Origin of the sequence: Gemmata obscuriglobus, from assembly GCF_008065095.1 — a bacterium.
In the GTDB taxonomy this organism is placed as follows: domain Bacteria; phylum Planctomycetota; class Planctomycetia; order Gemmatales; family Gemmataceae; genus Gemmata; species Gemmata obscuriglobus.
Window position 1 is genome coordinate 4,665,343 of record NZ_CP042911.1, and the last position, 24,252, is coordinate 4,689,594.

A 24,252-nucleotide genomic window follows, 5' to 3' on the forward strand; every position below is an offset into this window, starting at 1 on the left:
CGCTCGTCCGCGGCTCCCGCCGTTCGGGTTGCCGTAAGTCATTTTGTGGCCAATATGATTGTGCAATCGAAGTCATTGCGAATATCGACGGGGGAAAATCGGGTAGGAGGCGGGATTGCCCCGCCGTCCTCCCACACCACCGGACGTACTTACGTATCCGGCGGTTCCTAACGTGTTTGCAACTTCTCGTACCGACCGACGAGATTCACCAATCCGAGCGTCTCCCACCAACTGGATGGCATCGCCTGGTTCGCCACCGGCGTCCCCGACTTCCGCCACCAGCCCTTCCCCGACAACGCGGTACACCACGCCTGACGCAGCGACACGCCCTGCCGAGCGAAGAAATCTACCATCGGCTTCACTCGCTTGCACTGCTTCAACCGCACGCACCGCAGCTTCCGGCGAACCCAGCCGTCCAGCTCGGTCAGGTGATTTTTCATCGCCGCGTGGCGAAAATACGTCACCCAGCCGGTCAGAAACGAGTTGAGTTCCCTGACCATCCGCTCGAGGCCGATGCCCCGATTCCGACGGGTGATCGCCCGGATGCGGTCCTTGGCCCGCTCCAGACTCGCCGGCGCGATCCCCAACCGCCCGTCGCTCAGGAGGCGATAGCCGAGGAACTTCCGCTCCTCGACCCGTGCCACCGCACTCTTCTCCCGATTGACGCGCAACTTGAGTTTCGCCTCCAGGAACGTCACGACCGACGCCATCACCCGACGACCGGCCGCCTCCGACCGCACGTAAATGTTGCAGTCATCCGCGTACCGGCAGAAGGTGTGGCCCCGGCGCTCCAGTTCCTGGTCCAGGTCGTCCAACAGCAGATTCGCCAGCAGCGGCGACAGCGGACCCCCTTGCGGCGTCCCCTCGTGACGTGCGACACACACACCGTCTTGCATCAGCCCCGCTTCCAGGAAGCGACGCACGATCCGCAACAAGCGCGTGTCCGACACACGACGCGCCAGCCGGGCCATCAGGATGTCGTGGTTCACCCGGTCGAAAAACTTCTCCAGGTCCACGTCCACCACAATCGCTCGACCATCCGCCACGTACTCCTTCGCCTTCAACAGCGCCTGGTGAGCGCTCTTGCCGGGACGGAAGCCGTAGCTGGATTCCGAAAAGGTCGGGTCCAACAAACGCGTCAGCACTTGCAGAATCGCCTGCTGAACCAGACGATCCACCACCGTCGGAATCCCTAACTGCCGCTCGCCTCCGCCCGGCTTCGGGATCAAAACCCCACGCACCGGACTCGGACGATACGACCCGTCGAGCAGACTCGACAGCAGTTCCTGCTTGTGCTCGGCGATCCAGCGGAGCGAGTCCTCGACGGTCATCCCGTCGATTCCCGGTGCCCCTTTGTTCGCCTTCACCCGAGAGTAAGCTTGGTTGAGATTGCCTCGCTGGCACACCTCCTCCATCAGACGATCCGTCAAGGCGCGTGACGGCTCCAACGCCGCAGACGCTTGTGACTCCTCGACCACACCCGCTCCGGTTCCGCCTTCGCCGGTTGTGTCGTGGCGCCGGTCGGCCTCCGAGCCCTCGAAGAGGGTCCGTTGGTCCGGCCGGCCTTGCGGTCGCTTCACGCCCATCGAGTCGGCTCCGGCTGCTCCTTGGCACATTAAGTTCGGCCCTTCGTTCGTCCTTACGAGGTGTGGGTGCCTCCCCCGTGGATCGCTCCACCGGACGGACGAGTTACTACGGCCTCGGCTGACTTCTCCCGAACCATCCCCCCACCGTTACCGGTCGCGGTGCGAAGATCGCCTTCGCGGATCGGGAGATCTCCCAGGGTAAGTTGCGTTGCTTCGTCGAGCGACCGCCGGATTTACCCGCGTGTGCGTCCGAGTGAGATTGGGCTTCGCGGTCCGTTGCCCGCTGACCCCGCCACGCCGGCCTGATATCCGGTTCCTGTTCGTCGGCTCCCGACTGGGGGCTTCGGCTTCCTTCAGATTCCGCCTCGCGACGGGCACCCTTGCCTCGCCTTGCGGTTCCGCTCACCACGGCCCGCGGAGGACTTCCACCTCCTCATACGCAACATGCCTGGCACACAAGCAAAAGGCCCGCTCGCGTCGCGAGCGGGCCGTGCGAGCGATGGCGAGCGCTTTTATTTCCGCATGCCTTTAATCACCTGAACAGCACTTGTGGCAGCTTTGTTGAGCTGACTAAGTGGCCCCTTTTTTTCGCCCTTGGTCTCTTTCGCCACACCTTGTAGCGCAGGTAGTGCAGCCTTGGCAGTCATGCCCATCGCGGCGAGCCCCTTTGCCGCCCCGATCTTCACACCGGTTTCTTTGTCGTCCTTGAGCATTTTCACCAGTATCTCGCCGGCCTTCTCGTAAGGCTCGTCGGCCTTACCGAGGGTCTCCGCGGCGGCCGCGCGCACACCGGGATCTTTGTCCTCCGCGGCCTTGTAGATGTCTGGCAGCGAGTCCTGCACCAGCGACTTCTTGATCTGCGCCAGTTCGCCGAGTTCCTGAAGCGCGGTGACGCGGGCCTTCGCGTCCTTGCTCTTCCGCAGATCGGCGGTCAGCTTCTTGACCCGCTCCTCCTTCTCGCCGGCAAAAGCCTCGTCCTTGACGCACAGGAATAGTGCGCCGTTGAACAGAGCGATCGCGCACATCGCCCGCATCAGCTTGGTGGCCCCCATACTCAACTCCGCGAAAGGTAGGTCCGGACTCGCGGCGCGCCCGGAACCGGAGGCGCCCTGTTTTTTAACACTACAACGGAATTCTCGTACCGGTTCGACGCAAGAGTGTGGATTTTCGTTCCTCGAACCCGGCCTTTGTGCTTGAACGCCCCGCCACACCCGCTGCCGGAAAACCGATGGGCTCGCACGCTCACCGGACACGCGATTCCCGGGCATGTTTCGCACGGCGTTCTCCGCCGGTGATGTCTCCACGCGTGCGACAAAGCACCCGTGGCGCATCGACGCGGGCCGGCAACCCGAAACCGACCAGGGAAGTTCGCGCGCGTTGCTACAAAACACTTTGTTGCAGCGATACAGTAAGGGGCAAGGAGGCCGTGCATGTCCCTTGCCGACGAGTTCCCGGAAATCACGAAGCGGAACGAACCGCTCGCCCCGTTCACGCACCTGACGATCGGCGGCCCGGCCGAGTTCCTCGTTCAGCCGCGTTCGGTGGACGAGCTGAACGCCGTGCTGGCCGCGTGCCAGCGCGACAAGGTCCCCGTCCGGATGCTCGGCGGCGGGTTCAACCTGCTCGTCCAGGACGACCCGGTCCCCGGCGCGGTGATCCGGCTGACCGCCGAGCCGTTCACGTTCCTCCGGCGGGACGGCAAGAAAGTCACCGCGGGCGGCGGTGCCGCACTGTTCGACCTCATCGCGTTCGCCGTCAAACACGGGCTGGGCGGGCTCGAAACCCTTGTCGGCATTCGCGGCACCGTGGGCGGCAGCGTGCGGTGCAACGTCGGGGACCGCAGCGGCGAGATCAGCCAGGCGGTCCGCAACGTCACCGTGCTCACCGACGCCGGCAAGGTGCAGGTGCGCGGCCGCGACGAGCTCACGTTCCGCGAGCACGACAGCGACATCGACGAGGCCGTCATTCTGTCGGTCGAGTTCGAACTTGAGACCGAACCGCCGGAGCAGGTGCTCAAGAAGATGCGGAAGGCGTGGATCCAGCGGAAGACCTCGGAACCGCTCAGCTTCCAGAAGTACGTGCGGCTGTTCCGCAACCCGCCGGGCAACACCGCCGCGGCGCTGATCGACCGCGCTCAGCTCACCAAGGCCCGCACGGGGGCCGCCGAGCTGAGCGAGCGGAACTCGAACTACGCGGTGGCCCACCCGGGCACCACGGCGCGCGACATCATCCAGCTCGCCGATCACGTTAAGGCGAAGGTGAAGGAGCGCACCGGCGTGGCACTGGAGCGGGAGCTGCACGTCTGGTGAAACGCGCCAAGAAGGCCCGCCCTGCCCCGCCACCGCCGCGCGGCGGGCGCCCTGTCCTGACCGTCGTGCTGACGCTCGGCTTCGCGGCGGCGCTGCTGTTCGGGTTGTCACTGCTGGGCGATCAGGCGAAGCGCCGCATCGGCCCGCGCGACCGGTACTCCGTGGCGTTTGCGGACATCCGGTGCGACCCGCCACCGGGTACGGACCGGGAAACGTTCCTCACCGAAGTGCGTTACACCGCCGCCGCAGGCTCGACGCTCCAACTGCTCGATCCGCAACTGAAGCCGCGCCTCACGGGAGCCTTCGCCGCTCACCCGTGGGTGCTCCGCGTCGATTCCGTCACCATCGAACCGCCCGACGTGGTTGCCGTCGCTCTGACCTTCCGTAAGCCGGTGCTGTGCGTGCCGCACGCAGCAACCAAGCGCGCCGTGGACGCTAAGGGGGTCTTACTGCCGGCCACCGCGCCGACCGACGGGCTCCCGGAACTGTTGGGCGCGCCGGCGCTGCCGTCGAACGCCCTGGCGGGCCACCTCTGGCCCGCGGAAGTGGTGGTGCGAGCGGCCCCGGTCGCGGTGGAGTACAAGCCGAAGACCCTGGAACGCACCCCGCAGGGCTGGCAACTCATCATGCCCGACGGCCGAAAGCTGCTCGTCGCGAAGTGACGCCGACGGCCGCCGATTCCGACGCGCGAGGTTCGCTGACGCCGGGTCTGGTCGACGCGATCCGGTCACCCGGCCCCCTCCGGTTTTTGCTTGCGCTTCCGCAACTCTTCGAGCCGGGCCTTGATCTTGGCCTCGTGGCCGCGGTCGGTCGGGTGGTAATACTCGGCGTCGGTCGGGATGTACTCCTGCTCCACCCACCCGCCCTCGAAGTCGTGCGCGTACTTGTACCCGACCCCGTGCCCGAACACCTCTTTTGCCCCGCGATACCCTTTGTCACGCAGGTGCAGCGGGACCGGCAGCGTGCGCCCCTCCTTCACGTCCTTCGCGGCGGCCTCGCCGGCCATGTAGCTCGCGTTCGACTTCTGCGCGGTCGCCAGGTACGTCACCGCGTGCGCCAGGTTGATCCGGCACTCGGGCAGCCCGACCTTTTCCACCGCGTCCCAGGCGGCGTTGGCCAGCACCACCCCGAAGGGGTCCGCGTTCCCCACGTCCTCCGACGCGAAAATGACCAGGCGCCGGGCGACGAACCGCGGGTCCTCGCCGCCTTCGAGCATCCGGGCCATCCAGTAGAGCGCCGCGTCCGGGTCGCTGCCGCGCAGGCTCTTGATGAACGCCGAGGCGGTGTCGTAGTGGGTGTCGCCGGTGGGGTCGAACTCGATCACCTTCTGCTGGATCGAGTCCTGCGCCAGTTCGAGGTCGAACCGGATGGACGACGCGGCCTTCGCGTTCTCGGGGGCCAGTGACGACTTCACCCCGATCTCCAGCGCCGTGAGCGCGCGGCGGGCGTCGCCGTCGCACACCTCGACCAGGAACGCCAGTGCGTCGTCAGTGATCGTCACGTTCAGTTTGCCGAGTCCGCGTTCCGTGTCGGAGACGGCGCGCAGGAGGAGGGTGCGAACATCGTCGCGCGAGAGCGGCTCGAACCGGAAGATCTGGCTTCGAGATAGGAGGGGGGTGTTGATCGCGAAGAACGGGTTCTGCGTGGTCGCGCCGATCAGAATGATGACGCCGTCTTCCACGTCGGGCAGGAGCACGTCTTGCTGGGCGCGGTTGAACCGGTGGATCTCGTCGAGAAAGAGGATCGTGCGCTCCCCCAACTCTTCCAGGTGCCCGCGGGCCTCGGCGAGCAGTTCGCGCACGTCCTTTGTGCCCGCGGCTACGGCGTTCAACGGCTTGAACCGGCTCTTCGTGTGCTTGGCGATGACGTGGGCCAGAGCCGTCTTACCGCACCCCGGGGGGCCGTAGAAAATGAGGGAGTTCAACCGGTCCGCCAGGAGCATCCGGCGGAGCAGCTTGCCGGGAGCGAGGAAGTGCGTCTGCCCGACGTACTCGTCGAGCGTCCGCGGGCGCATCCGTGCGGCCAGCGGACGCGCGCGGAGGCGGTTCTCGTCCCTCAAATCGTCGAACAAATCCATCACGTCACCCGACTGTGTGGCCCCGCCAAGACGGCCGACCCAACCTGCAGAATGACGGCTCCGAAAGTGACCCGCAACCCCGGTTTGCCGCATTTCGCCAAGCGTAAAGGTGCATCCCCGCGCTCACGGCCCTCCACCCGGCGAACCCGAACCTTGCTGTCAAAAGCGTCACGACTCACCGGCGCTTTTGCCGGTGAGTGACCGAACCCCTGCACACGGGAACCAGCCCCGGTAAGATGGCGGAGCGCGAACTCGCCTCCACTCAAGCCCCCGAACCGATGAACCACCCGATTTGCGGCGACACCCCGCCCTCCCCTCCCTTTCCGGTGGCGCGCCCGCGCCGGCTCCGCTACAACCCGCTGGTTCGTGAGCTGGTGCGCGAGACGGAACTCTCCGCGCGCGACCTCATCCTGCCGCTGTTCGTCCGCCCCGGGGCGGGCGTGCGCCAGGAAATCAGCTCGATGCCCGGGAACTTCCAGCTCAGCCCCGACACCCTCGTGGACGAGGTCGGCGCCGCCCGCGACCTGGGGATCAAGGCGTTCATCCTCTTCGGCATCCCGGAGTTCAAGGACGCCACCGGCTCCAGCGCGCTGAAGGACGAGGGCATCGTGCAGCAGTCACTGCGGGTGCTGCGCAAGGCGCACGGTTCGAACGTTCTTCTCATCACGGACGAGTGCTTCTGCGAATACACGGACCACGGGCACTGTGGCATCCTGTGCGACCGCGGCGGGATTCTGGACGTGGACAACGACGCGACGCTGCCCATTCTCGCCCAGCAGTGCGTGAGCCACGCGAAGGCCGGCGCCGACGTGATCGCGCCCAGCGGAATGATGGACGGCATGGTGCGCGCGATCCGCACCGGCCTCGACGACGCCGGGTTCCAGAACGTCCCGATCCTGAGTTACGCGGCCAAGTACGCGAGCGGGTTCTACGGCCCGTTCCGCGAGGCCGCCGAATCCCCGCCGTCGTTCGGCGACCGCAACACGTATCAGATGGACCCCGCGAACGGCGACGAGGCCCTTAAAGAGGTGGCGATCGACCTCGCGGAAGGGGCCGACATGATCATGGTGAAGCCGGCGCTGTCTTACCTCGACATCATCCGCCGGGTGAAGGAGCGGTTCCAGGTGCCGGTGGCCGCGTACAACGTGAGCGGCGAGTTCGCCATGGTGAAGGCCGCGGCCCAGAACGGCTGGATCGACGAGCGCCGCGTCACCCTCGAGATCCTCACCAGCATCCGCCGCGCCGGGTCGGACATGATCCTGACGTACCACGCCCGCGACGTGGCAAAGTGGCTCCGCTCAGGCTGAGCACCAGACGTTTGCCGGCCCGCCCACCGAAGCGGGCCGGCGGCACCGCCGCGCGACTGCCACATCGATAGACATCAGTCATCTTTCATGTTTTACTCATCCCGTTGAGGCATTCGGCCCGGGATCTCCGCGCAACCCCTTTGGACGCAGTCCCTTCAACTGGCCGTGCCTGTTTCTTGTGGCGCGAGCCGCCGTTTACGACTTCCTGACGGACGGCTTACGCACCCTTGGCCTTATCCTCCTTCGCCTGATCGGCCACCTCGTGCTTCGTTGGCTTCACGTTCACCCGTTCCAGCACCGCGAGGGCCGAGGCGATCACCCGCAGTTCGCCGATCACCCCCGCCATGAGGACGCCCTCCGTCGCGTTCAAGTCGGCATCCGCCGGCGGTGTCGGCATCTCAGGAAAGGGCTCATACGTTGGCGCGGAATCGGCCCGCTTGGTCAGGGCAACCACCCGCTCGGCGAGGCGACCGGACGCCTTCGTGACGGCCGCCACGAACGGAGCCGCCGACGCGTTCTGTCTCAACCGCTCGCACCCGCTGGCAACGGCAATTGCGCCCAACCCGACCTGCCCACCGAGAATTGCGCGCTCGGCCGTGGCGGTTGCCGAGGTCCGGAACACCTGCCCCTCGCGCCGGGCGTCGCGAATCGCCTTGAACACCTTGCCCAACTGCAGCTCGGTTTGGTCCGTTTCTTCTTCGCCTTCGGGTGGCGGCTTCCCGACCGTCTCCAGAACATGGGACGCCAGTAACAGCAGTTTGCTCACGGCCTGGGTGGCAGCAACCTCGGCCCGCACCGGCCACACCAGGAGGCTCACCCCCAACCCGACCCCGGCGCCGATGAGTGTGTTGAGGAACCGGTACAGGCCGTAGGACACGACGTGGTCGGGGCGTATCAGCAGAGTGACCATGCACACGGCCAGCGTCACCCGGCTGAGCTGTTCGAGCTTGATGAGGCGCGAGAGCACGGCAGCGACAATGGCCGCCGCAACGACGCCCCAAATGTCCACGCCCAGGGTGACGAGGAACACCACCCCGACGCCCGCGCCCAGGAGCGTGCCGACCAGCCGGACGAGCGACTGGTTCAGGTCTTCACCAAAATTCTCCCCGACGATGAGTGCGGCGGTGAGCACCGCGTACAGGGAGTTGTGCGAGCGCTCCCCATAGGTGAGCAAGTACGCGAGGCCAACCGCCAACCCGACCTTGAGGCAGACCCGAAGCGTTTGCCAGTTCACCGAAAGCTCCGATAAGAACGACACGGCGTGCGGCGCAATAAGCACATTCCGCGCCGATCGCATGTGAAGTAGTTCGGCGGAACCGGCCTTCTCCTTGATTGTGCCCTTGGAAGGACGGCGCCTGATAGCGGGAGGTCATCGGAATCGACCCGCCGAAAGAGCTACTCCTTTCGTGGACGAACTACACCACCCGGACGGCGCACGACCGGAGGAACACGAACGTCGGTCGCGCCTCTCCTGGTTCATGACGCGGGCGATTTTTGCTGTTCCTTGCCCGCGCGTGGGGTAGGATGCGGACATGCACGTCACGGACGAACAGCCGTTCCTCGACGCGGTGTTCGAGCGGTACGCGGACGACGGCCCTCGGCTGGTGTACGCCGATTACCTCGACGACTCTGGGGCGCCCGAGCGCGCGGAACTGATCCGCGTCCAGTTGGCCCTCGCGCGCCTGTCCGAAGACGACCCGCGCCGCCCGCCGCTGCTCGACCGACAGGTCGAACTGCTGAACGACAACCGTGCCGCGTGGACCGCACACCTGGCCGGGCTGGTCATCTCGGTGGACTTCCGGCGCGGCATCCCCGACTCCGCGTCGGTGGACGCTGCGACCTTTCTCGAACGCGGAGACGAGCTGTTCCGACGCCTCCGTGTGCGGCGGCTCAGCGTTCGGGATGCCGCACCGGTACTGCCGAAGCTCGCCGCGTGCCCGCTGCTCGCCGGGGTTCGTGAACTGGATCTGTGTAACTGCGATTTGGGGCCGCGCGGGCTGGAGACACTCGCCCGCTCACCGCACTTGAAAAACCTCAAAGTGATCGACCTCGGGTTCAACAAGCTCGACGACACTGCGATTGACGTTCTCGCCCGCAGCAGCGAACTTCCGTCCCTCACCGTGCTGGCACTGAACGACAACGACACGATCGGCGACGCCGGGGTGCGAAGCCTCGCACAGTCCCCCTTCTTCGCAGGGCTCACCGCGCTCGACCTGTCCGGAAACGACATCGGCGACGCCGGTGCCATCGCGCTCGCCGGAACGAACTACCTTCCGGTGCTCCGCACCGTGCGACTCGCGAGTAACCGGATCGGTGACGCCGGCGCCGCGGCGCTCGCACGGTCCCCGCTGCTCGGGCGGATGCTGTCGGCGTCCCCAGAGTTGGTGCTCCGGGCGAATGCGATCGGGCACGCCGGGGCCGCGGCGCTCGCGGCCTCCCCGGCACTCAAATCGTGCGTGCATCTCGACCTGTCGCACAACTATCTCGGCGACACGGGAATCGGTGCTCTGCTGCAATCCCCATATCTGAAGCGGCTCAAAACGCTCCAACTGGCGCGGAACCAGTTGACCGACGCGGGCCTGAACGCGTCTTACGAGCGGCTCAGTCGGCTCTTCGACCAGCTCCGCGCGCTGGACCTCTCGTGCAACCGGCTCACCCGCGTCGGATTGGGCATATTGTCGGCGGCCCGGGGAGACCGGCCGGTGCAAATCGACGTGAGCCAAAACGTCCAGTCCGCGCCACTCGGCGACGCGCCGGTCGCGGTGGCAGAACTCCTACCCGGCGTGCTCAACGGCGTCACCGAACCGACGCGACTCCGACAGCGAACCCCAACTCCGCCCCACTGAACGCAACCATTCCGAGAGCCCGCCCGCGACGCAAAACCATATCGAAAAAACTCTTGCGCCTTCGTCTGCTGCTCGACCGCAGGCTGACATCGTTCGACCGTCGGCCGGCGTGAAAAAATCGTGCGCGGTGCGGCCCTCACCGGAACATGATGTGTGCATGCGACGCCTTTTCGACCTTTGGAAGCGAATCGGTATTGTTCCGGCTGTCGGCGTTCCCGACGACGAACTGTTACGCCGGTTCGCCCGTCACGGAGACCACGACGCGTTCGCCGCGCTCGTGACCCGCTACGGCCCGCTGGTGTACGGGGCGTGCCGCCGGCTGCTGCCCGACCCACTCGACGTGGAGGACGCGTTTCAGGCCGCGTTCATCGTGCTCGTGCGCCGGGCCGGCGCGGTGCGTGGGCGGCCGGTAGGGCCGTGGCTGCACCGGGTGGCCGTGCTCACGGCGCGCAGCCTTCGCAGGCGCAACGCGGTGCGGCTCGCGGCGGTTGGCCCGTTGGCCGAGACCCCGGCCCGGCCGACCGACACCGACGCCCGGCTCGACGTGGACGCCGCCCTGTCCGCGCTGCCGCGGAAGTACCGCGAGCCGGTGATCCTTTGTCACCTCCAAGGGTGGACCCGCCGGGAACTGGCGGACCACCTCGGGTGCCCTGAAAGTACGGCTGCTTCGCTCGTCGCGCGAGGGCTCGCGAAACTCAGGCGCCGGTTGGCCGGACGCGAGCCGGCGGCCGTTCTCGCCGCGGCCGCGCCGGCAGTGGTCCCTTCGGCGCTGGCCGTCTCCACGACCCGAGCCGCAATCCAGTATTCGACATCGTTTTCGGCCGCTGCCGTCCCTCCGACAGTGGCCGCCTTGGCGAACGGAGTCCTTCATATGGTCCGCATGAAACAACTGGCCGCGGTGGTAGCCATTACGGTCGCCGCGGTGGCAGCATTGGCTATCGGTGCCGGCTTATTCGCCGGGCCAACGGTCCCGGTGAGCGCTCAACCCGGTCCCCCGTCACAACCGCCGGACGAGCGGGCGCGGGTGGAGCAAGAGTTGGAGGCCGCCCGGCGCAGAGTCGCGGAACTGGAGGCCGTGCGCGCCCGGTTAGCCGCGGCCGAGGAAAACGCCCCGCGCCTGCTGATCGAGGTGGGGAGCGGACCGGCCCCACGCATCGTGGTTACCGAGTTCAAGACCGGCGGCAAGAGCATCGGGAGTGTCGAGACGACGAGCCCCGAAATGCTCACCCGGTTCGTGTCGCGCAGCCGGAATGATCCCGCAGGTCCCAAAACGCTCAAAGTTCATTTCGACCCGGGGTGCCCGGAAGCGGTCAGAAACGAAATCGCCAGCGCGGTCCGCGCCGGCGGGAACGATACACCGGTTATTCCTGTTCGGGAGCTGGCGCCCATATCGCTAAAGGACGGTCTGTCCCCTTACGTGATCGAGGCACCGGACACGCTCCTGATCGAGGTGGTCGTTCAGAGGAAGGGCGTGGATGGGCCGGTCGCCGAGCGCCTGACGTTGCAGCCGATTAGTGGTCAGTTCCAGGTTCGCCCGGACGGAACCGTGGGACTCGGGTTCTGGGGAGCGTGTCTGTCGCCGGGCGGACACTGAACGAAGCCGCCGCGGCGATTCGCGCGCACGTGGCCGCTTACGCCGCACTCAAGGACCAGCGGGACACCACTGACTCTTTGGCCGTGATAGTCGATGTCGTGGCGTACAACAGCAAGAAATACTACGTCATCGTGGACGAGGGCAACGGTGAAGCCGTCTACCCGTTCCCGGTGACGGGCGGGGATGCGGTTCTTGACGCGCTCGCGAACTGGCGAGGCGCGATCCGGCCCGAAACCAAGATCTGGGTCGCACGGAAAGGGAAAGAAGGTAAAGAACCTCAAATCCTACCGGTTGATTGGTCGGGGATCACGATGCAGGGAATCAGCAACACGAATTATCATTTGCTACCGGGCGACCGAATCTACGTGAAGTTGAAGAAGTAGTACCGCGTTCTGCAGCGCAAGCGCGGGTATCAGGGCCGCCCCGACGCCAAGGCGGTGATTATTCAATTGATTGTTAATTTGTTTGCTACTTGTGGCACAGACATTCCTGTCTGTGCCACAAAGATAAAGCCAAAGTAGACATCAGTAATCGGGCCGTGAATCAGACGGCATCACTCCCGCTCTGCGTACCCGTCAGATGCTCGCCGCCCGGGACCGGCTCGGGTGCCGAAACCGTGCGACTCCCGAGCCACTGAATGGCGTAGTAAAACACCGGAGTCAGGAAGACACCGAACGCGGTCACGCCGATCATCCCGGCGAACACGGCGGTCCCCAGCGCCCGCCGCATCTCCGCACCCGCCCCTTCCGCCACCAGCAGCGGGGCCACGCCCAGGATGAACGCAATCGAGGTCATCACGATCGGCCGGAGCCGCAACTGGCAGGCCGCCAGCGTTGCCGCCCGGCCGTTCATCCCCTCCTCCCGCTTCTGCTTGGCGAACTCGACGATCAGGATGGCGTTCTTGCACGCCAGCCCGATCAGCACCACGAACCCGATCTGCGTGAAGATGTTCATGTCCAGTTCGGCCGCCAGCACACCCGCGAGCGCGCACAGCAGACACATCGGGACGACCAGGATCACAGCCAGCGGCAGCGCCCAACTCTCGTACTGCGCAGCCAGCACCAGGAACACCAGCACCACCGCAAGCACGAACACCCACATGGCGGAGTCCCCCGCCTGGAGCTGCAACAACGCCAGTTCGGTCCACTCGGCGCGCATGGTGGGCGGCAACCCGCTGCGGGCGGTCCCGCCCAGCCGGGCGAGCGCCTCGCCCGAACTGCTACCCGGGGCCGCGTCCGCGTTCACCGCCGCCGACTGATACATGTTGTACCGCATCACCAGCGTCGGCCCGCTGGTCGGCCGCACGGACGCCAGCGACCCGAGCGGCACCATCCCACCGCTCGCGCCGCGCACCTTCAACTGACCGACCGCCTCCGCGTCCTGGCGGTACGCGTCGCGCGCCTGAACGTTCACCTTCCACGTCCGTCCAAACCGGTTGAAGTCGTTCACGTAGTACGGCCCGAGACTCGCCTCCACGGTGGTGCGGATCGCGTCAATCGATACCCCGCGGTCCTTGGCTTGTTCCCGGTCGATCACCAGTTCCAGCCACGGCACGTCGGCCCGGAAGCTGGTGGACACCCGCCGCAGCGCCGGGTCGGCAGACGCCGACGCGACCACCCGATCGGCAGCAGTCTGGAGGTCGACCAACTCACCCGCGGCCCGGTCCTCAACAATGATCTTGAACCCGCCCGCGGTACCCAGCCCCTCGACCGGCGGCGCTCCGAACACGGCGACCACCGCCTCCGGCACCTCGGTTCGCAACTGCTCCTGGAGCGAGGCCGCAATCGCGTCGGCCGCGCGGTCGTGCGCCCGCCGCTGGTCGAACGGGTCGAGCATCAGGTACAGCGAGCCGAAGTTCGGTGCGGCGGCGTTCTGAAGCAGCGACTGCCCGGACACCGCGATCGTGTCCTTCACGCCGGGAGCGCGGCGCGCGACCGCCTCCACCCGTCGGACCACTTCGGCGGTGCGCTGCGCGGACGACGCGTCCGGCAGTCGCACGTCCACGAGCAGGTAGCCCTTGTCTTGCGCGGGAATGAACCCGGTCGGGGTGCGGGTGAACGTGGTGTACGTGAGCCCGACAAGTCCGCCGTAGGCGAGCAGTACGAGCGGGGTGACGCGGAGCAGCCCGCCCACGACCCGGGTGTACCAGTCGGTACCGCGGTCGAACCCGCGGTTGAACCACACGAAAACCCATCCGAGCACCGCATCTACGGGGCGCGCGAGGAGCCAGCCGACAACCGCTCCCGCGAGCCCGCCGAGCGTGAGCCACCCCCACCCCGGCAGCGGCACGCCGATGAGTTCGCTCACAGGCACCGGCCACTTCGCAGCCGCGACCGCACCAAGCCCCGCACCCAGCGCCAGATACCCGATGCGCGGCAGCGCCTCCGCCCGCCGCCCCCGTTGCGGGCGAAGCAGGAGTGCGGCCAGGGCGGGGCTGAGCGTCAACGAGTTGAACGCCGACAGCAGCGTGCTCACAGCAATGGTCACAGCGAACTGGCGGAAAAACTGTCCGGTCACCCCGCCCAGGAACGCACAGGGTATGAACACGGCCGATAGCACCAACCCGACCGCGACCACCGGCCCCGCAACCTCGGTCATGGCTCGCGCCGCCGCGTCACGCGCCGACATCCCGTGGTCCACGTGGTGCTGGACCGCCTCGACCACGACGATGGCGTCGTCCACCACAATACCGATGGCAAGCACCAGCCCGAACAGCGTCAAGGTGTTCAAACTGAACCCGGCGCAGGTGAGCGCCGCGAACGTCCCGACGACCGCCACCGGGACCGCGGCGAGCGGAATGATCGCGGCGCGCCAGGACTGGAGGAACAGCAGTACGACCGCCGCCACCAGCACCACCGCCTCGATCAGGGTGCGGAACACTTCCAGGATCGACTCATTAATGAACGGCGTGGTGTCGTACACGATCTCGTACTCGATGCCCGCCGGGAAGTGCTCGCGAAGCTCCTCCATCTTCGCCTTCACGCGGCCGGACACCTCCAGCGCGTTCGACCCCGGGAGCTGGTAGACCGACAGCGCCACCGACGGGCGCCCGTTGAGCGTGCAGGTCTGATCGTAGGACAGCGCCCCCAGTTCGATCCGGGCCACGTCCCGCAGGTACACGAGCGTGCCCTCGGTCCCGCGCTTCAAAACGATCGCCCCGAACTGCTCCGGGCTCTCCAACCGACCCAGCGTGGTCATCGTGTACTGGAACACCTGCCCGGACGGCGTCGGCTGCTGGCCGATCTGCCCGGCCGCCACCTGGATGTTCTGCTCGTTGACCGCCGCGATCACGTCTTGCGGGGCCATGCCGACCGCTTGCAGCCTCTGCGGGTCCAGCCACACCCGCATGCTGTAGTCTCGCTGGCCCAGGTAGGTTACGTCGCCGACCCCCGGGATGCGCTTCAGCCCGTCGGCGATCTGGATCGTGGCGTAGTTGCTCAGGAACAGGTTCGTCGCCGCCGCGTCGCCGCTCTGATCGGTCGTGAACAGGTTCACCATCATCAGGATGTTGGGCGACTTCTTCTTCACCGAGATCCCGCGCCGGCGCACCAGATCGGGCAGCACGGGCTCGGCCATCGACACCCGGTTCTGCACGAGCACCTGGGCGATGTTCAGGTCCGCGCCCGGTTCGAAGGTCACGGTGAGGGTGTAGGTGCCGTCGTTGGTACACTGCGACGACATGTACAGCATCTTCTCGACGCCGTTCACCTGCTGCTCGACCGGGGACGCGACCGTGTCGGCCACCACGCGGGCGTTTGCCCCGGGGTACACGGCCGAAACCTCAACCGTCGGCGGCGCGATCTCCGGGTACTGCGCGACCGGCAAAGTCGACAGCGCGATGCCCCCGGTCAGCACCACGGCGAGCGACAGGACGGCCGCGAAGATCGGCCGCCCGATGAAAAAGTGCGACATTATGATGCCACCTCGGAGTGGTCGGTCGGCGCAACGGCACCGGTCCCGCGAGTTTCTGTCGGTTCGACTTCTTGTGCTTTGGGGTGGCGACGTGATTGGGGCGCCGCACTCACGCGCTTTTTGACCGCCCGAACGGTCACCCGCCCAAGGGCCAGCAGGGGACGTAGCCGGATCAGGTTCAGTCCGCCCCGCCCGAGGCGTTTCATCCACGACGCCTGAAACAGCCGCCCCTCAGCGAACCATTCGACCGCCACGAAAAACACCGGCGTGAGGAGCAGCCCGAACGCGGTCACGCCGATCATCCCGGCGAACACCGCGGTGCCCAGTGCCCGCCGCATCTCCGCCCCGGACCCGGTCGCGAACACCAGCGGCACCACCCCGAGGATGAACGCGACGGAGGTCATTACGATCGGCCGCAGGCGCAACCGGCACGCCTCGACGACGGCGGTACGCGGGGAGTTGCCGGCCGCCCGCAAGGCCCGCGCGAACTCGACTATCAGCACCGCGTTCTTGCACGCCAGCCCGATGAGCACGACGAACCCGATCTGCGTGAACACGTTGATGTCCGACCCGGCGACCACCACCCCCGCCAGCGAACTCAGCACGCACAGCGGCACGATCGGGATCACGGCCAGCGGCAGCGCCCAGCTCTCGTACTGCGCCGCCAATACCAGGAACACGAACAACACCGCCAGCGGGAAAATCAGCTTGTTCCAGACGTTCTTCCCGGCGTCGATCTGGATGTAGTTGATCTCGGTCCACTCGTGAGCGGTGCCCTCCGGGAACACCCGGCTCGCGAGCCGGTCGATCACCGTGATCCCGTCCCCGGAGCTGACGCCCGGCGCCGTGGAGCCCATGACCGCCGCCGCCGGGTGCATGTTGTACCGGGTGATGACGAGCGGCCCGGCCACCTCCCGGATGTCGAGTACCGCGCCCAGCGGCACCATTCCGCCCTGGTCGTTGCGGACCCGAATCCGCTTCGCGTCGTCGATGCTGTTGCGGAACTGCCCTTCGGCCTGAACGATCACCTGCCACGTCCGACCGAACCGGTTGAAGTCGTTCACGTACCGCGAGCCGAGGAACGCTTGCTGGGTGGCGAACACGTCGCCGACCGGCACGCCCATCGTCTGGCACTGCTGGCGGTTCACGTCCACGAACAGTTGCGGGGCGTCCGCCCGGAACGCGCTGAACACCCCGGCCAGCCGCGGGTCTTTCCGGGCCTCCGCGATGAGCCGCTGGGTGTTCCCCTGGAGCCGGACCGGGTCGTTCTCTCCGCTCCGGTCCTCCACCATCACCTTGAACCCGCCAGCAGAGCCCAAACCGGGCACCGCCGGCGGGGCCATGACCGTCACTTGGGCGTCCGGAAGCTGGGCGAACGCCTTACGGAGGCTGGCGCTGATCGCGTTGGCCGAGCGCGACGGATGGGTGCGCTCGTTGATCGGGTCCAGGGTGACGAGCATCGTGCCGTAGTTCGAGCCGTTCGCGCCAAGTGGCAGCGACCGGCCCGAAACCGCAACCGTGTGGGCCACGCCCGGGGTCTCACGGGCGATCCGCGACACCTCGTCCACCACCTCCTGGGTGCGCTCGAGCGCGGCGGCGTCGGGCAACTGGATCGAGCACATCAGCCGCCCCTGGTCCTGACTCGGTATGTAGCCAGTGGGCAACTGCTCGGAGCCCCACCACGTCAGGCCCACCAGCCCGAGGTACGCGACCAGCACCAGGGGCGCCACCCGGACCGACAGCCCGACCCCGCGGGCGTACAGCCCGGTCGAGCGCACCACGCCGGTGTTGAACAACCGGAAGAACCACCCGAACAGGAAGTCGATCACCCGGGCAGGGATGTCCTTCCGCGCCCCGGCGGGTTGCAGCAAGATGGCGCACATCGCGGGGCTGAGCGTTAGCGAGTTGAGCGCCGAGAGCGCGGTCGAAACCGCGATGGTCACCGCGAACTGGCGGAAGAACAGCCCGGTGATGCCGCCCAAAAATGCGCACGGCACGAACACCGCGACCAGCACCAGCCCGGTCGCCACCACCGGCCCCGAGACCTCGGCCATCGCTTGCCGGGTGGCCTCGCGCGGGGCCTGCCCGTGCTCAATTTTGTGCTGAACGGCTTCCACCACCACGATGGCATCGTCCACCACGATGCCGATCGCCAGCACCAGCCCGAACAGGGTCAAGGTGTTGAGGGTGAACCCGAGCGCGGCCATTGCCGCGAACGTGCCGACGATGGCCACCGGAACCGCGGCGAGCGGGACCAGCGCGGCGCGCCAGCTCTGAAGGAACAGGAGCACCACCACCGCCACGAGGCCGATCGCTTCGAGGAGCGTTGTGACGACCCCGCGCACCGACTCCCGAATGAACGGCGTGCTGTCGTTGGCGATCGTGTAGTCGATCCCCGGAGGAAACGCCTCCTTCAGTTCCTCCATCTTCGCCCGCACCCGGTCGGCCACGTCCAGCGCGTTCGCGTCGGAGAGCTGGAACACCCCGATGTTCGCGGTGGGGCGCCCGTCGAGTTTGTCCGAGGTGTCGACGCTCTTGGCCCCGAGTTCGACCCGCCCGACGTCCTTGATGCGCACCTGGCGCCCGTCGGGCGCCCGCCGAATCACGATGTCGGCGAACTCCTCGGGCGCGGACTGCCGCCCGCGCACGTGAAGTGGGAACTCGAACGTCTGCCCGTCCGGGACCGGGGACTGTCCGACCTGCCCGGCGGCGAACGGCTGGTTCTGCTCCCGGATCGCGGCGAGCACGTCGCCCGCGGTGATGCCCATCGACGCCAGCCGGTCCGGGTCCACCCACACGCGCATGCTGTAGTCGAGGCTCCCGAACAGCCCCACGTCGCCCACGCCCTTCACACGGGCGAGTTCCTCGCGGACGTAGATCGACGAGTAGTTGCTCAGGTGGAGCTGGTCGTACTCCCCGGTCGGCGAGTACAGGTTGATGACCATGAGCATGTCCGGGTTGCGCTTCCGGGTGGTCACCCCGGCCTGGCGCACGACGTCCGGGAGTAGCGGGAGCGCCAGGTTCACCCGGTTCTGCACCAGCACCTGCGCGAAGTCGAGGTTCGTGCCCGGCTTGAACGTGACGGTCAGGCTGTACGACCCGTCGTTGGCCGAGTTCGAGGACATGTACATCATGTTCTCGACCCCGTTCACCTCCTGCTCGATCGGCGCCGCGACCGCGTCGGCCACCACCTGCGCGCTGGCGCCGGGGTAGCTGGCGACGACGGTGATGTTCGGCGGGGTGATCGGCGGGTACTGGGTCATCGGCAGGTTGACGAGCGCCACCCCGCCGGCGAGCGTCACGACGAGCGACAGGACGGTGGCGAACACCGGCCGGTCGATGAAGAAGTAGCTCAGCATGTGCGCTCTCGTGCGGTACGGTCGGGGTGCTCACTGGCCCGGGCGGCGGCCCTTCGGACCGCCCGAGCCGCCCGAGCCGCCGGGTGCGGGGCGCGCGACCGGTGCCGGAGGCGTTTCGCCGGACGACGGGCTCCCGCCCGTCAGGCCCCCGTCGCCCTTCTTCGCGCCCGGCCCCGTGACCGGCGGCCCGCCCGGCGCCCCGCCCACTTTCGCGCGGGGCATCTCAATCACCTTGGGCGTCACCTCGGCTTTCGGGCGAATGTTCTGGAGCCCGCGCACCACCACCCGCTCGTCTCCCGTCAACCCCTTCTCGATCGCGATGAGGCCGTTCGCCCGCGGCCCGACCTCGACCGGCACCCGCGCCGCCCGGCTCTCCGCGTTGACGGTGTAGACGTACCGGCGCCCCTGGTCCGAGCCGAGCGCGGCCTCCGCCACCATCAGCACCTGGCGCGGCTCCCCGACCTGGAGCCGGACCCGAACGAACAGCCCCGGCGGCAGGTCCCGCTTCGGATTCGCGAACGTGCCCCACACCCGGAGCGTGCCGGTGTTGGGGTCCACCTTGTTGTCGGTGAACTGGAGCACCCCGGACCGCGAAAACTCTTCCGGCCGCTCGTCCGACAAGCCGAGCGAAACCGGCAGGCTGTGGGCGGAGCCGGCGGCGAGCCGCGAGCGCACCCGCAGCACGGTGCGCTCATCAATGTCGAAGTACGCGTACAGCGGGTCGAGCTGAACGAGCGAGGCGAGGACCGTGGTGTCGGCGGCGACCGTGTTACCCGGGTCCACCTGGCGCCGGCTGATCCGCCCCGCGAACGGGGCGCGGACCGTCGCCCACCGCAAGTTCTGCTCGGCCGTCTCCAGCGCGGCGGTGGCGGCCTCGACGGCCGCTAGCGAGGCGTCCCGGGCGGAGAGCGCCTGCTGGAGGTCGCTGACGCTGCCGGCGCCCTGCATGTACGTGTCGTTCAACCGCTTGTAATTGACCTCGTTGAACCTGAGTTGCGCCTTCTGCTGGTCCAGATTCCCCCGCGCCTGCCGCACCGCCAGTTCGAACGGCCGCTGCTCCAGTTGGAACAGCGGCGCCCCGGCTTCGACTTCGTCGCCCTCCCGGAACAGCACCTTTTCCAAGTACCCGGACACACGGCAGCGGAGGTCGGCGGCCATGACGGGCTGGGTGCGGCCGGTGAACACCTCGGCGTCCGTCACCGTGCCGCGGACCGGCGCGCTGACCTCGACCTCCGTCGGGCCGGCGGGCGGGCCGCCAGGGGGACCACCGGGCGGCCCGCCCGCCGGCTTGGAGCAGCCGGCCGCGAACGCCAGCGCAAAAACAAAGGTGAACCACGAGGCCGAGCGCACGGTGCTTCCTCAATGTGATCGGTGGTAAGGAGGGCCAAAACCGGACCGCACGGAGCGGGTCTGAAAGTGAAGATGACGGTGTCCGGGAAATGAAGCGCGCCGGGCGGCCGATTCTGTGACGGCCGCCCGGCCGCTGGTCAGGGGGTGCGGGTGCGGGTGGAGTTGTGCAACGGGAATTGAACGCCGGCCGGAGCCGAAGCCCCCCGCATCGCCTTCCACTTCTCGAGCTGCGCGGGGTTGAGTTGTGCGGCGATGTTGTTATTGGTCCGCTTCCACATCTCCTCAAAATCCTTCTGGCTCTCGCACCGCGTCTCGGCGGTGCTCCACAACTTGAGTGAGTCCCGCAGCGCCGCGGAGCGGATCCGGCGGATCTGGTCCCGCTGGGGGTCGACGAGCCCGAGTTCGTCCAGCACGGAGCGGCCGAAGACGTGGGGACCGGGGATCTGCAAAAAGATCTGCCGGAGCCTTTGGTACTGGGCCACGGTGAGCGTCTCTTGGACCTCCTTGCGGGCCGCCGCGGCCAGTTCGGCGATCTGCGGTTGCTGCCGCGCCTCCTGCGCGTCGCGCACCTCCGGCCCCTGCCGGTAGCTCCAGAGCCGCTGGAGCGCCGGGGCGAGCCGGGCGACCGCTTCCCGGGAGAGCCCCAGGTCGGCGCACACGACCGGCTGCTCCAGCAGCAGCAACCGGGTCACCTCGTTGAGCGCGGTCAGCTCGTCGTGCAGCCGGGCGACCCGCGCCTTGATCTCCTCCAGGCTGGCCCGCACCTGCGGGTCCGCGCGGCTGTCGCTGAGTTCCTGGTAGTACGCGATCGCCGTTTCCAGGAGCCGCACCCGGAGCCCGGTCAGCGGTAAAAAGTTGAACTGCTCCTCGTCGCTCAGCTCCACGAACATGTCCACCGCCCGGCGGGTGCGCTGGTAGTTCTGCTCGGCCTGCGTGCGCTCCTGCTCGGCCTCCTTGGCGCGCTGGCTCTCGTGCTGCTTTGCCTCCCGCTCCCTCTGGTAGGCCTGCGCGACCAGCGCCGTGCTGATCGCCAGCCCCACGGTCGCGAACAGGAACACGCCGGCGGCGACGGCCACGAGCGCCCGGTGCCGCCGCACCCACTTCGCGGTGCGGTCCCGGAACGACGGGCGGCGCGCGAGCACCGGGCGGTCGTCCAGGAACCGCTGGAGGTCGGCGGCCAGCTCCTGGGCGGTGCGGTAGCGCTCGTCGGGGGATTTCGCCAGGGCCTTGAGTACGATGGTCTCCAGCTCCACCGGGACCGACCGGTCCGCCGCCCGCGGCGGCCGGGGCTCCTTGTACGCCACCTGGTACAGCAGCGCGCGGCCGTCCTCGGCGTCGAACACCGGCGCCAGGGTGAGCAGCTCGTACAGGGTGGCCCCGAGCGAGTAGATGTCGGTCCGGTGGTCCACCACCCCGCGCTGCCCGGCGGCCTGCTCGGGGCTCATGTACCGGGCGGTGCCGAGCACCTCGCCGGTGGCGGTGAGCCCGGAGTCGTTGCGCATCTGGGCCAGCCCGAAGTCGGTCACCCACAGCCGCCCGGCGTCGTCGAGCATCAGGTTCGCGGGCTTCACGTCCCGGTGCACCACCCCGACCTGGTGGGCGTAGTCGAGCGCCTCGGCGGCCTGCTTCACCAGCCCCGCCACCCGCCGGAAGTACTGGCGGCGGCGGGACGCCCGCTCGGCCGAGACGGAGGCGCCCGCGAGCGGCGTGGCGGCGCCGGACGACTTGGCGTCCGCGTCCGCGGCCCGCAGGTCGGACAGGAGCTGCGAGAGGCTCTGGCCGTCGATGAACTGCATCGCGTAGTAGTGGACCCCGCGCTCGGCCCCGACCGCGAACACTGGCACGATGTGGGTGTGGTGCAACTGGGCGGCCGCCTGGGCCTCGTTGCGGAACCGCTGGAGGTGCCGCGGGTCCAGCGCGGACACGAACGGGAGTACCTTGAGCGCCACCCGGCGGCGCAGGGAGAGCTGCTCGGCCTCGTACACCACCCCCATCCCGCCCCGCCCCACCTCCCGGAGCAGGCGGAAATCACCGATGCTGCCGAGTTCGGCTCCCAGCGGCGGCACGTCCGGCCGGGTCGCCACGGCGCCGTCGAGTGCGGGTGCCGGACCGGTATCGCGCGACGGGTCCGGCCCGGCCACGGCGCGGAGCGGGGCGGTGATCTCTTCGAGCCGGTCCCGGGTCGCAAAAAATGCGGCCAGCTCGCGGGCGTGTTCCGGGAAGCAGGCTAACACGCGCTGGCGGTCCGGGCGCTCCCCGCGCTCGACCGCCTCGACGTACTCCACCAGGACCGCGTTCAGGCGGTCGTCGGGGTCAGCCCCCAGTGCGATCCTCATCACCGACGCCCTCCCCGAGCAGCTCACGCAACCGCTGGAGCCCGCGGAACACCAGCCCCATCGCCGCCGCCCTCGAGCGGCCCATCAGCTCCCCGACCTCGGCAATCTTGTAACCCCCGAGGTGGTGCAACTCGACCGCCTCCCGCTGGTCCGCCGGCAGCCGGGCGAGCGCGACCGCAAGGCGCACCAACTGCTCGTGCCGGGACGCCCGCTGGCTGGGCGACGACTGCTCGGCCGCGAGCCACTGCTCGATCCGCGAGGCCGACGCCTCCAGTCCCGCGTCGAGCGGCCGCTCTCGGCCTAGGTCTCGGGCCTTCCGGCCGTACGCCCGCAGGGCTGCGGTGAGCACGTTGGCGAGGATCACCCGGAGCCACCCGACCCACTCCTCCTCGGTCCGCCCCCGGAACTGGTCCCGGCACGCGTGCGCCTGAAGAATCGTTTGCTGGACCGCGTCCGACGGGTCCATTTTCCCCTTCAGTTGTGGCGCCAGGTGAACTCGCGCGAGCAGACGAAGGTACTCGGCGTAAGCTTCGACCGGTCGGAGTTCGCCGTGCCCCGTCATGATCCGCCCTGTAGTTCAGATGCCGCACGGGCCGAAGTGAAGCGCGCCGGCGCAACAATACCTTCCCCACCTGATCGCCGGCACGCATTGACAACGAAATGCTACCCGATTTCGCACATGACCCCTTGATTCCGCGCCGTGACGCAACTTTACTCTGCGACCCGACGAGAACCTCTCGTCCGACAACGAACCGCTATGGCCCCGACGCCGCGCCCGTTATCCCCAGCGGCCCACCTGCGCCGGTACCGCAGCCGAGCCAGGGTGGTCGCCGAACGGCCACTACCTCGCTTCCGTTAAGGATCGCACCCGTCAGGACCGGGCCTTGGTTTCCGACATACCGCCCGAAAATCTTGACACCGGGTTGTCCCCTGATTGGGAGGACCCAAGCAATTAGTAGACGCATATCTAACAATCGCATAGCCCGTAGTTGATGAAACGGAGGGAGCGGCACGGCGCATTAACATTAAAATTAACAGACGCATCATAAAACCTCGCCTCTTTCACTCCCCCACAACTCACTTTTTGCATCAAACTCTGGCTTTCCCGGCAGCACGCCATCGCGCTCTGCCCGCGACCAAATGCGATGTGGCGAGTGGATCACGAACGCCGCCGCGTCCGCACGGTCCCTCACACTACCTATGCCTAATGCCGCATCCCGAACTCACAGCGATCGAAAACGTCAGTTCGGAGATCGAGGGAAAGTACCATCCGCTCGCTGCCGTGAGGCAACTCGCAACCAAATTGGCCCGCGAGTTGCTTTGGCGGTCAAAGCGACCTGCCGCATCTGTGTGGCCCATATTTGGAGTATGATTCGTGCCGTGTAAATCCGCAAACGATTTGCATTGCAAACGAATGTCACCCAACATTGAAACATCGGCATGCTCTGCCGATCGGGGCGATTCGGCTCACTCGACGAATCCGCAGAGTGCATTTGTCAGGGAACGAACGGACAGTTCCCTTGAGAGGGCGTGCGTTCGCCCCAAAACGATCAGTGATTCGGCCCCCTCCAAACTC

Annotated in this window: 15 protein-coding genes; 6 read left to right on the forward strand and 9 right to left on the reverse strand. The window is 67.4% G+C overall.

Annotated features, from left to right (window positions below):
- Positions 1-167 precede the first annotated feature (167 nt).
- Together ltrA and GobsT_RS19375 are read right to left on the reverse strand one after the other, a co-directional pair.
- Positions 168-1,415 carry a group II intron reverse transcriptase/maturase gene (gene ltrA / locus GobsT_RS19370; RefSeq protein ID WP_010041184.1) on the reverse strand — a complete coding sequence of 416 codons (1,248 nt, stop codon included), beginning with the start codon at positions 1,413-1,415 and terminating at the stop codon, positions 168-170.
- 683 nt (positions 1,416-2,098) lie between these two features.
- Entirely contained in the window at positions 2,099-2,638 is a 540-nt protein-coding gene (locus GobsT_RS19375; RefSeq protein WP_010041185.1) for a HEAT repeat domain-containing protein, read from the reverse strand.
- A 378-nt stretch (positions 2,639-3,016) separates the two neighbouring features.
- Here GobsT_RS19375 and murB point away from each other — a divergent pair, with 378 nt between their 5' ends.
- Both murB and GobsT_RS19385 read left to right on the forward strand, forming a co-directional pair.
- Positions 3,017-3,895, forward strand: coding sequence for a UDP-N-acetylmuramate dehydrogenase (gene murB / locus GobsT_RS19380; protein ID WP_010041187.1), 879 nt, complete (start codon positions 3,017-3,019; stop codon positions 3,893-3,895).
- Positions 3,892-4,557, forward strand: a complete 666-nt coding sequence (locus GobsT_RS19385) for a cell division protein FtsQ/DivIB (RefSeq protein ID WP_010041189.1) — start codon at positions 3,892-3,894, stop codon at positions 4,555-4,557. Before murB ends, GobsT_RS19385 begins: the two co-directional genes overlap by 4 nt.
- 65 nt (positions 4,558-4,622) lie before the next feature.
- Here GobsT_RS19385 and GobsT_RS19390 read toward each other — a convergent pair whose 3' ends face one another.
- Entirely contained in the window at positions 4,623-5,972 is a 1,350-nt protein-coding gene (locus GobsT_RS19390; RefSeq protein WP_010041191.1) for a replication-associated recombination protein A, read from the reverse strand.
- A gap of 278 nt (positions 5,973-6,250) precedes the next feature.
- Between GobsT_RS19390 and hemB the strand changes: the two genes are divergently transcribed.
- Entirely contained in the window at positions 6,251-7,279 is a 1,029-nt protein-coding gene (gene hemB, locus GobsT_RS19395) for a porphobilinogen synthase (protein WP_050790279.1), read from the forward strand.
- 217 nt (positions 7,280-7,496) lie between these two features.
- On the opposite strand, the gene GobsT_RS19400 is transcribed toward hemB, so the two are convergent.
- Positions 7,497-8,513 carry an FUSC family protein gene (locus tag GobsT_RS19400; protein ID WP_157506758.1) on the reverse strand — a complete coding sequence of 339 codons (1,017 nt, stop codon included), beginning with the start codon at positions 8,511-8,513 and terminating at the stop codon, positions 7,497-7,499.
- Positions 8,514-8,811: 298 nt separating this feature from the next.
- Between GobsT_RS19400 and GobsT_RS19405 the strand changes: the two genes are divergently transcribed.
- The 3 genes from GobsT_RS19405 (at position 8,812) to GobsT_RS19415 (ending at position 12,102) form a co-directional block, all read left to right on the forward strand.
- Positions 8,812-10,125 (forward strand): TIGR02996 domain-containing protein, encoded by a 1,314-nt coding sequence (locus tag GobsT_RS19405; protein WP_010041198.1) that lies wholly within the window; start codon positions 8,812-8,814, stop codon positions 10,123-10,125.
- 157 nt (positions 10,126-10,282) lie between these two features.
- Positions 10,283-11,719: an RNA polymerase sigma factor gene (locus tag GobsT_RS19410; RefSeq protein ID WP_010041200.1), complete on the forward strand. Its 1,437-nt coding sequence runs from the start codon at positions 10,283-10,285 to the stop codon at positions 11,717-11,719.
- A 29-nt stretch (positions 11,720-11,748) separates the two neighbouring features.
- Entirely contained in the window at positions 11,749-12,102 is a 354-nt protein-coding gene (locus GobsT_RS19415) for a polysaccharide biosynthesis/export family protein (RefSeq protein WP_148087807.1), read from the forward strand.
- Positions 12,103-12,262: 160 nt separating this feature from the next.
- On the opposite strand, the gene GobsT_RS19420 is transcribed toward GobsT_RS19415, so the two are convergent.
- The 5 genes from GobsT_RS19420 to GobsT_RS19440 form a co-directional block, all read right to left on the reverse strand.
- Positions 12,263-15,631, reverse strand: coding sequence for an efflux RND transporter permease subunit (locus GobsT_RS19420; RefSeq protein ID WP_010041208.1), 3,369 nt, complete (start codon positions 15,629-15,631; stop codon positions 12,263-12,265).
- Positions 15,631-18,990, reverse strand: a complete 3,360-nt coding sequence (locus GobsT_RS19425; protein WP_010041209.1) for an efflux RND transporter permease subunit — start codon at positions 18,988-18,990, stop codon at positions 15,631-15,633. Before GobsT_RS19425 ends, GobsT_RS19420 begins: the two co-directional genes overlap by 1 nt.
- Before the next feature lie 30 nt (positions 18,991-19,020).
- Complete coding sequence (locus GobsT_RS19430) at positions 19,021-20,340, reverse strand: efflux RND transporter periplasmic adaptor subunit (RefSeq protein ID WP_109571005.1); 1,320 nt, start codon at positions 20,338-20,340, stop codon at positions 19,021-19,023.
- Between the two features lie 137 nt (positions 20,341-20,477).
- Positions 20,478-22,676 carry a serine/threonine-protein kinase gene (locus GobsT_RS19435; RefSeq protein ID WP_010047772.1) on the reverse strand — a complete coding sequence of 733 codons (2,199 nt, stop codon included), beginning with the start codon at positions 22,674-22,676 and terminating at the stop codon, positions 20,478-20,480.
- Positions 22,654-23,238, reverse strand: coding sequence for a sigma-70 family RNA polymerase sigma factor (locus tag GobsT_RS19440; RefSeq protein ID WP_010047773.1), 585 nt, complete (start codon positions 23,236-23,238; stop codon positions 22,654-22,656). The genes GobsT_RS19435 and GobsT_RS19440 overlap by 23 nt, the downstream gene beginning before the upstream one ends.
- Positions 23,239-24,252 lie beyond the last annotated feature (1,014 nt).

Excerpts from the sequence above, each read along its gene's own strand:
- ltrA (WP_010041184.1), bottom strand. The coding sequence starts at position 1,415 with ATGGAGGAGGTGTGCCAGCGAGGCAATCTCAACCAAGCTTACTCTCGG.
- GobsT_RS19375 (WP_010041185.1), bottom strand. The coding sequence starts at position 2,638 with ATGGGGGCCACCAAGCTGATGCGGGCGATGTGCGCGATCGCTCTGTTC.
- murB (WP_010041187.1), top strand. The coding sequence starts at position 3,017 with ATGTCCCTTGCCGACGAGTTCCCGGAAATCACGAAGCGGAACGAACCG.
- GobsT_RS19390 (WP_010041191.1), bottom strand. The coding sequence starts at position 5,972 with ATGGATTTGTTCGACGATTTGAGGGACGAGAACCGCCTCCGCGCGCGT.
- hemB (WP_050790279.1), top strand. The coding sequence starts at position 6,251 with ATGAACCACCCGATTTGCGGCGACACCCCGCCCTCCCCTCCCTTTCCG.
- GobsT_RS19405 (WP_010041198.1), top strand. The coding sequence starts at position 8,812 with ATGCACGTCACGGACGAACAGCCGTTCCTCGACGCGGTGTTCGAGCGG.
- GobsT_RS19410 (WP_010041200.1), top strand. The coding sequence starts at position 10,283 with ATGCGACGCCTTTTCGACCTTTGGAAGCGAATCGGTATTGTTCCGGCT.
- GobsT_RS19420 (WP_010041208.1), bottom strand. The coding sequence starts at position 15,631 with ATGTCGCACTTTTTCATCGGGCGGCCGATCTTCGCGGCCGTCCTGTCG.
- GobsT_RS19425 (WP_010041209.1), bottom strand. The coding sequence starts at position 18,990 with ATGCTGAGCTACTTCTTCATCGACCGGCCGGTGTTCGCCACCGTCCTG.
- GobsT_RS19435 (WP_010047772.1), bottom strand. The coding sequence starts at position 22,676 with ATGAGGATCGCACTGGGGGCTGACCCCGACGACCGCCTGAACGCGGTC.
- GobsT_RS19440 (WP_010047773.1), bottom strand. The coding sequence starts at position 23,238 with ATGACGGGGCACGGCGAACTCCGACCGGTCGAAGCTTACGCCGAGTAC.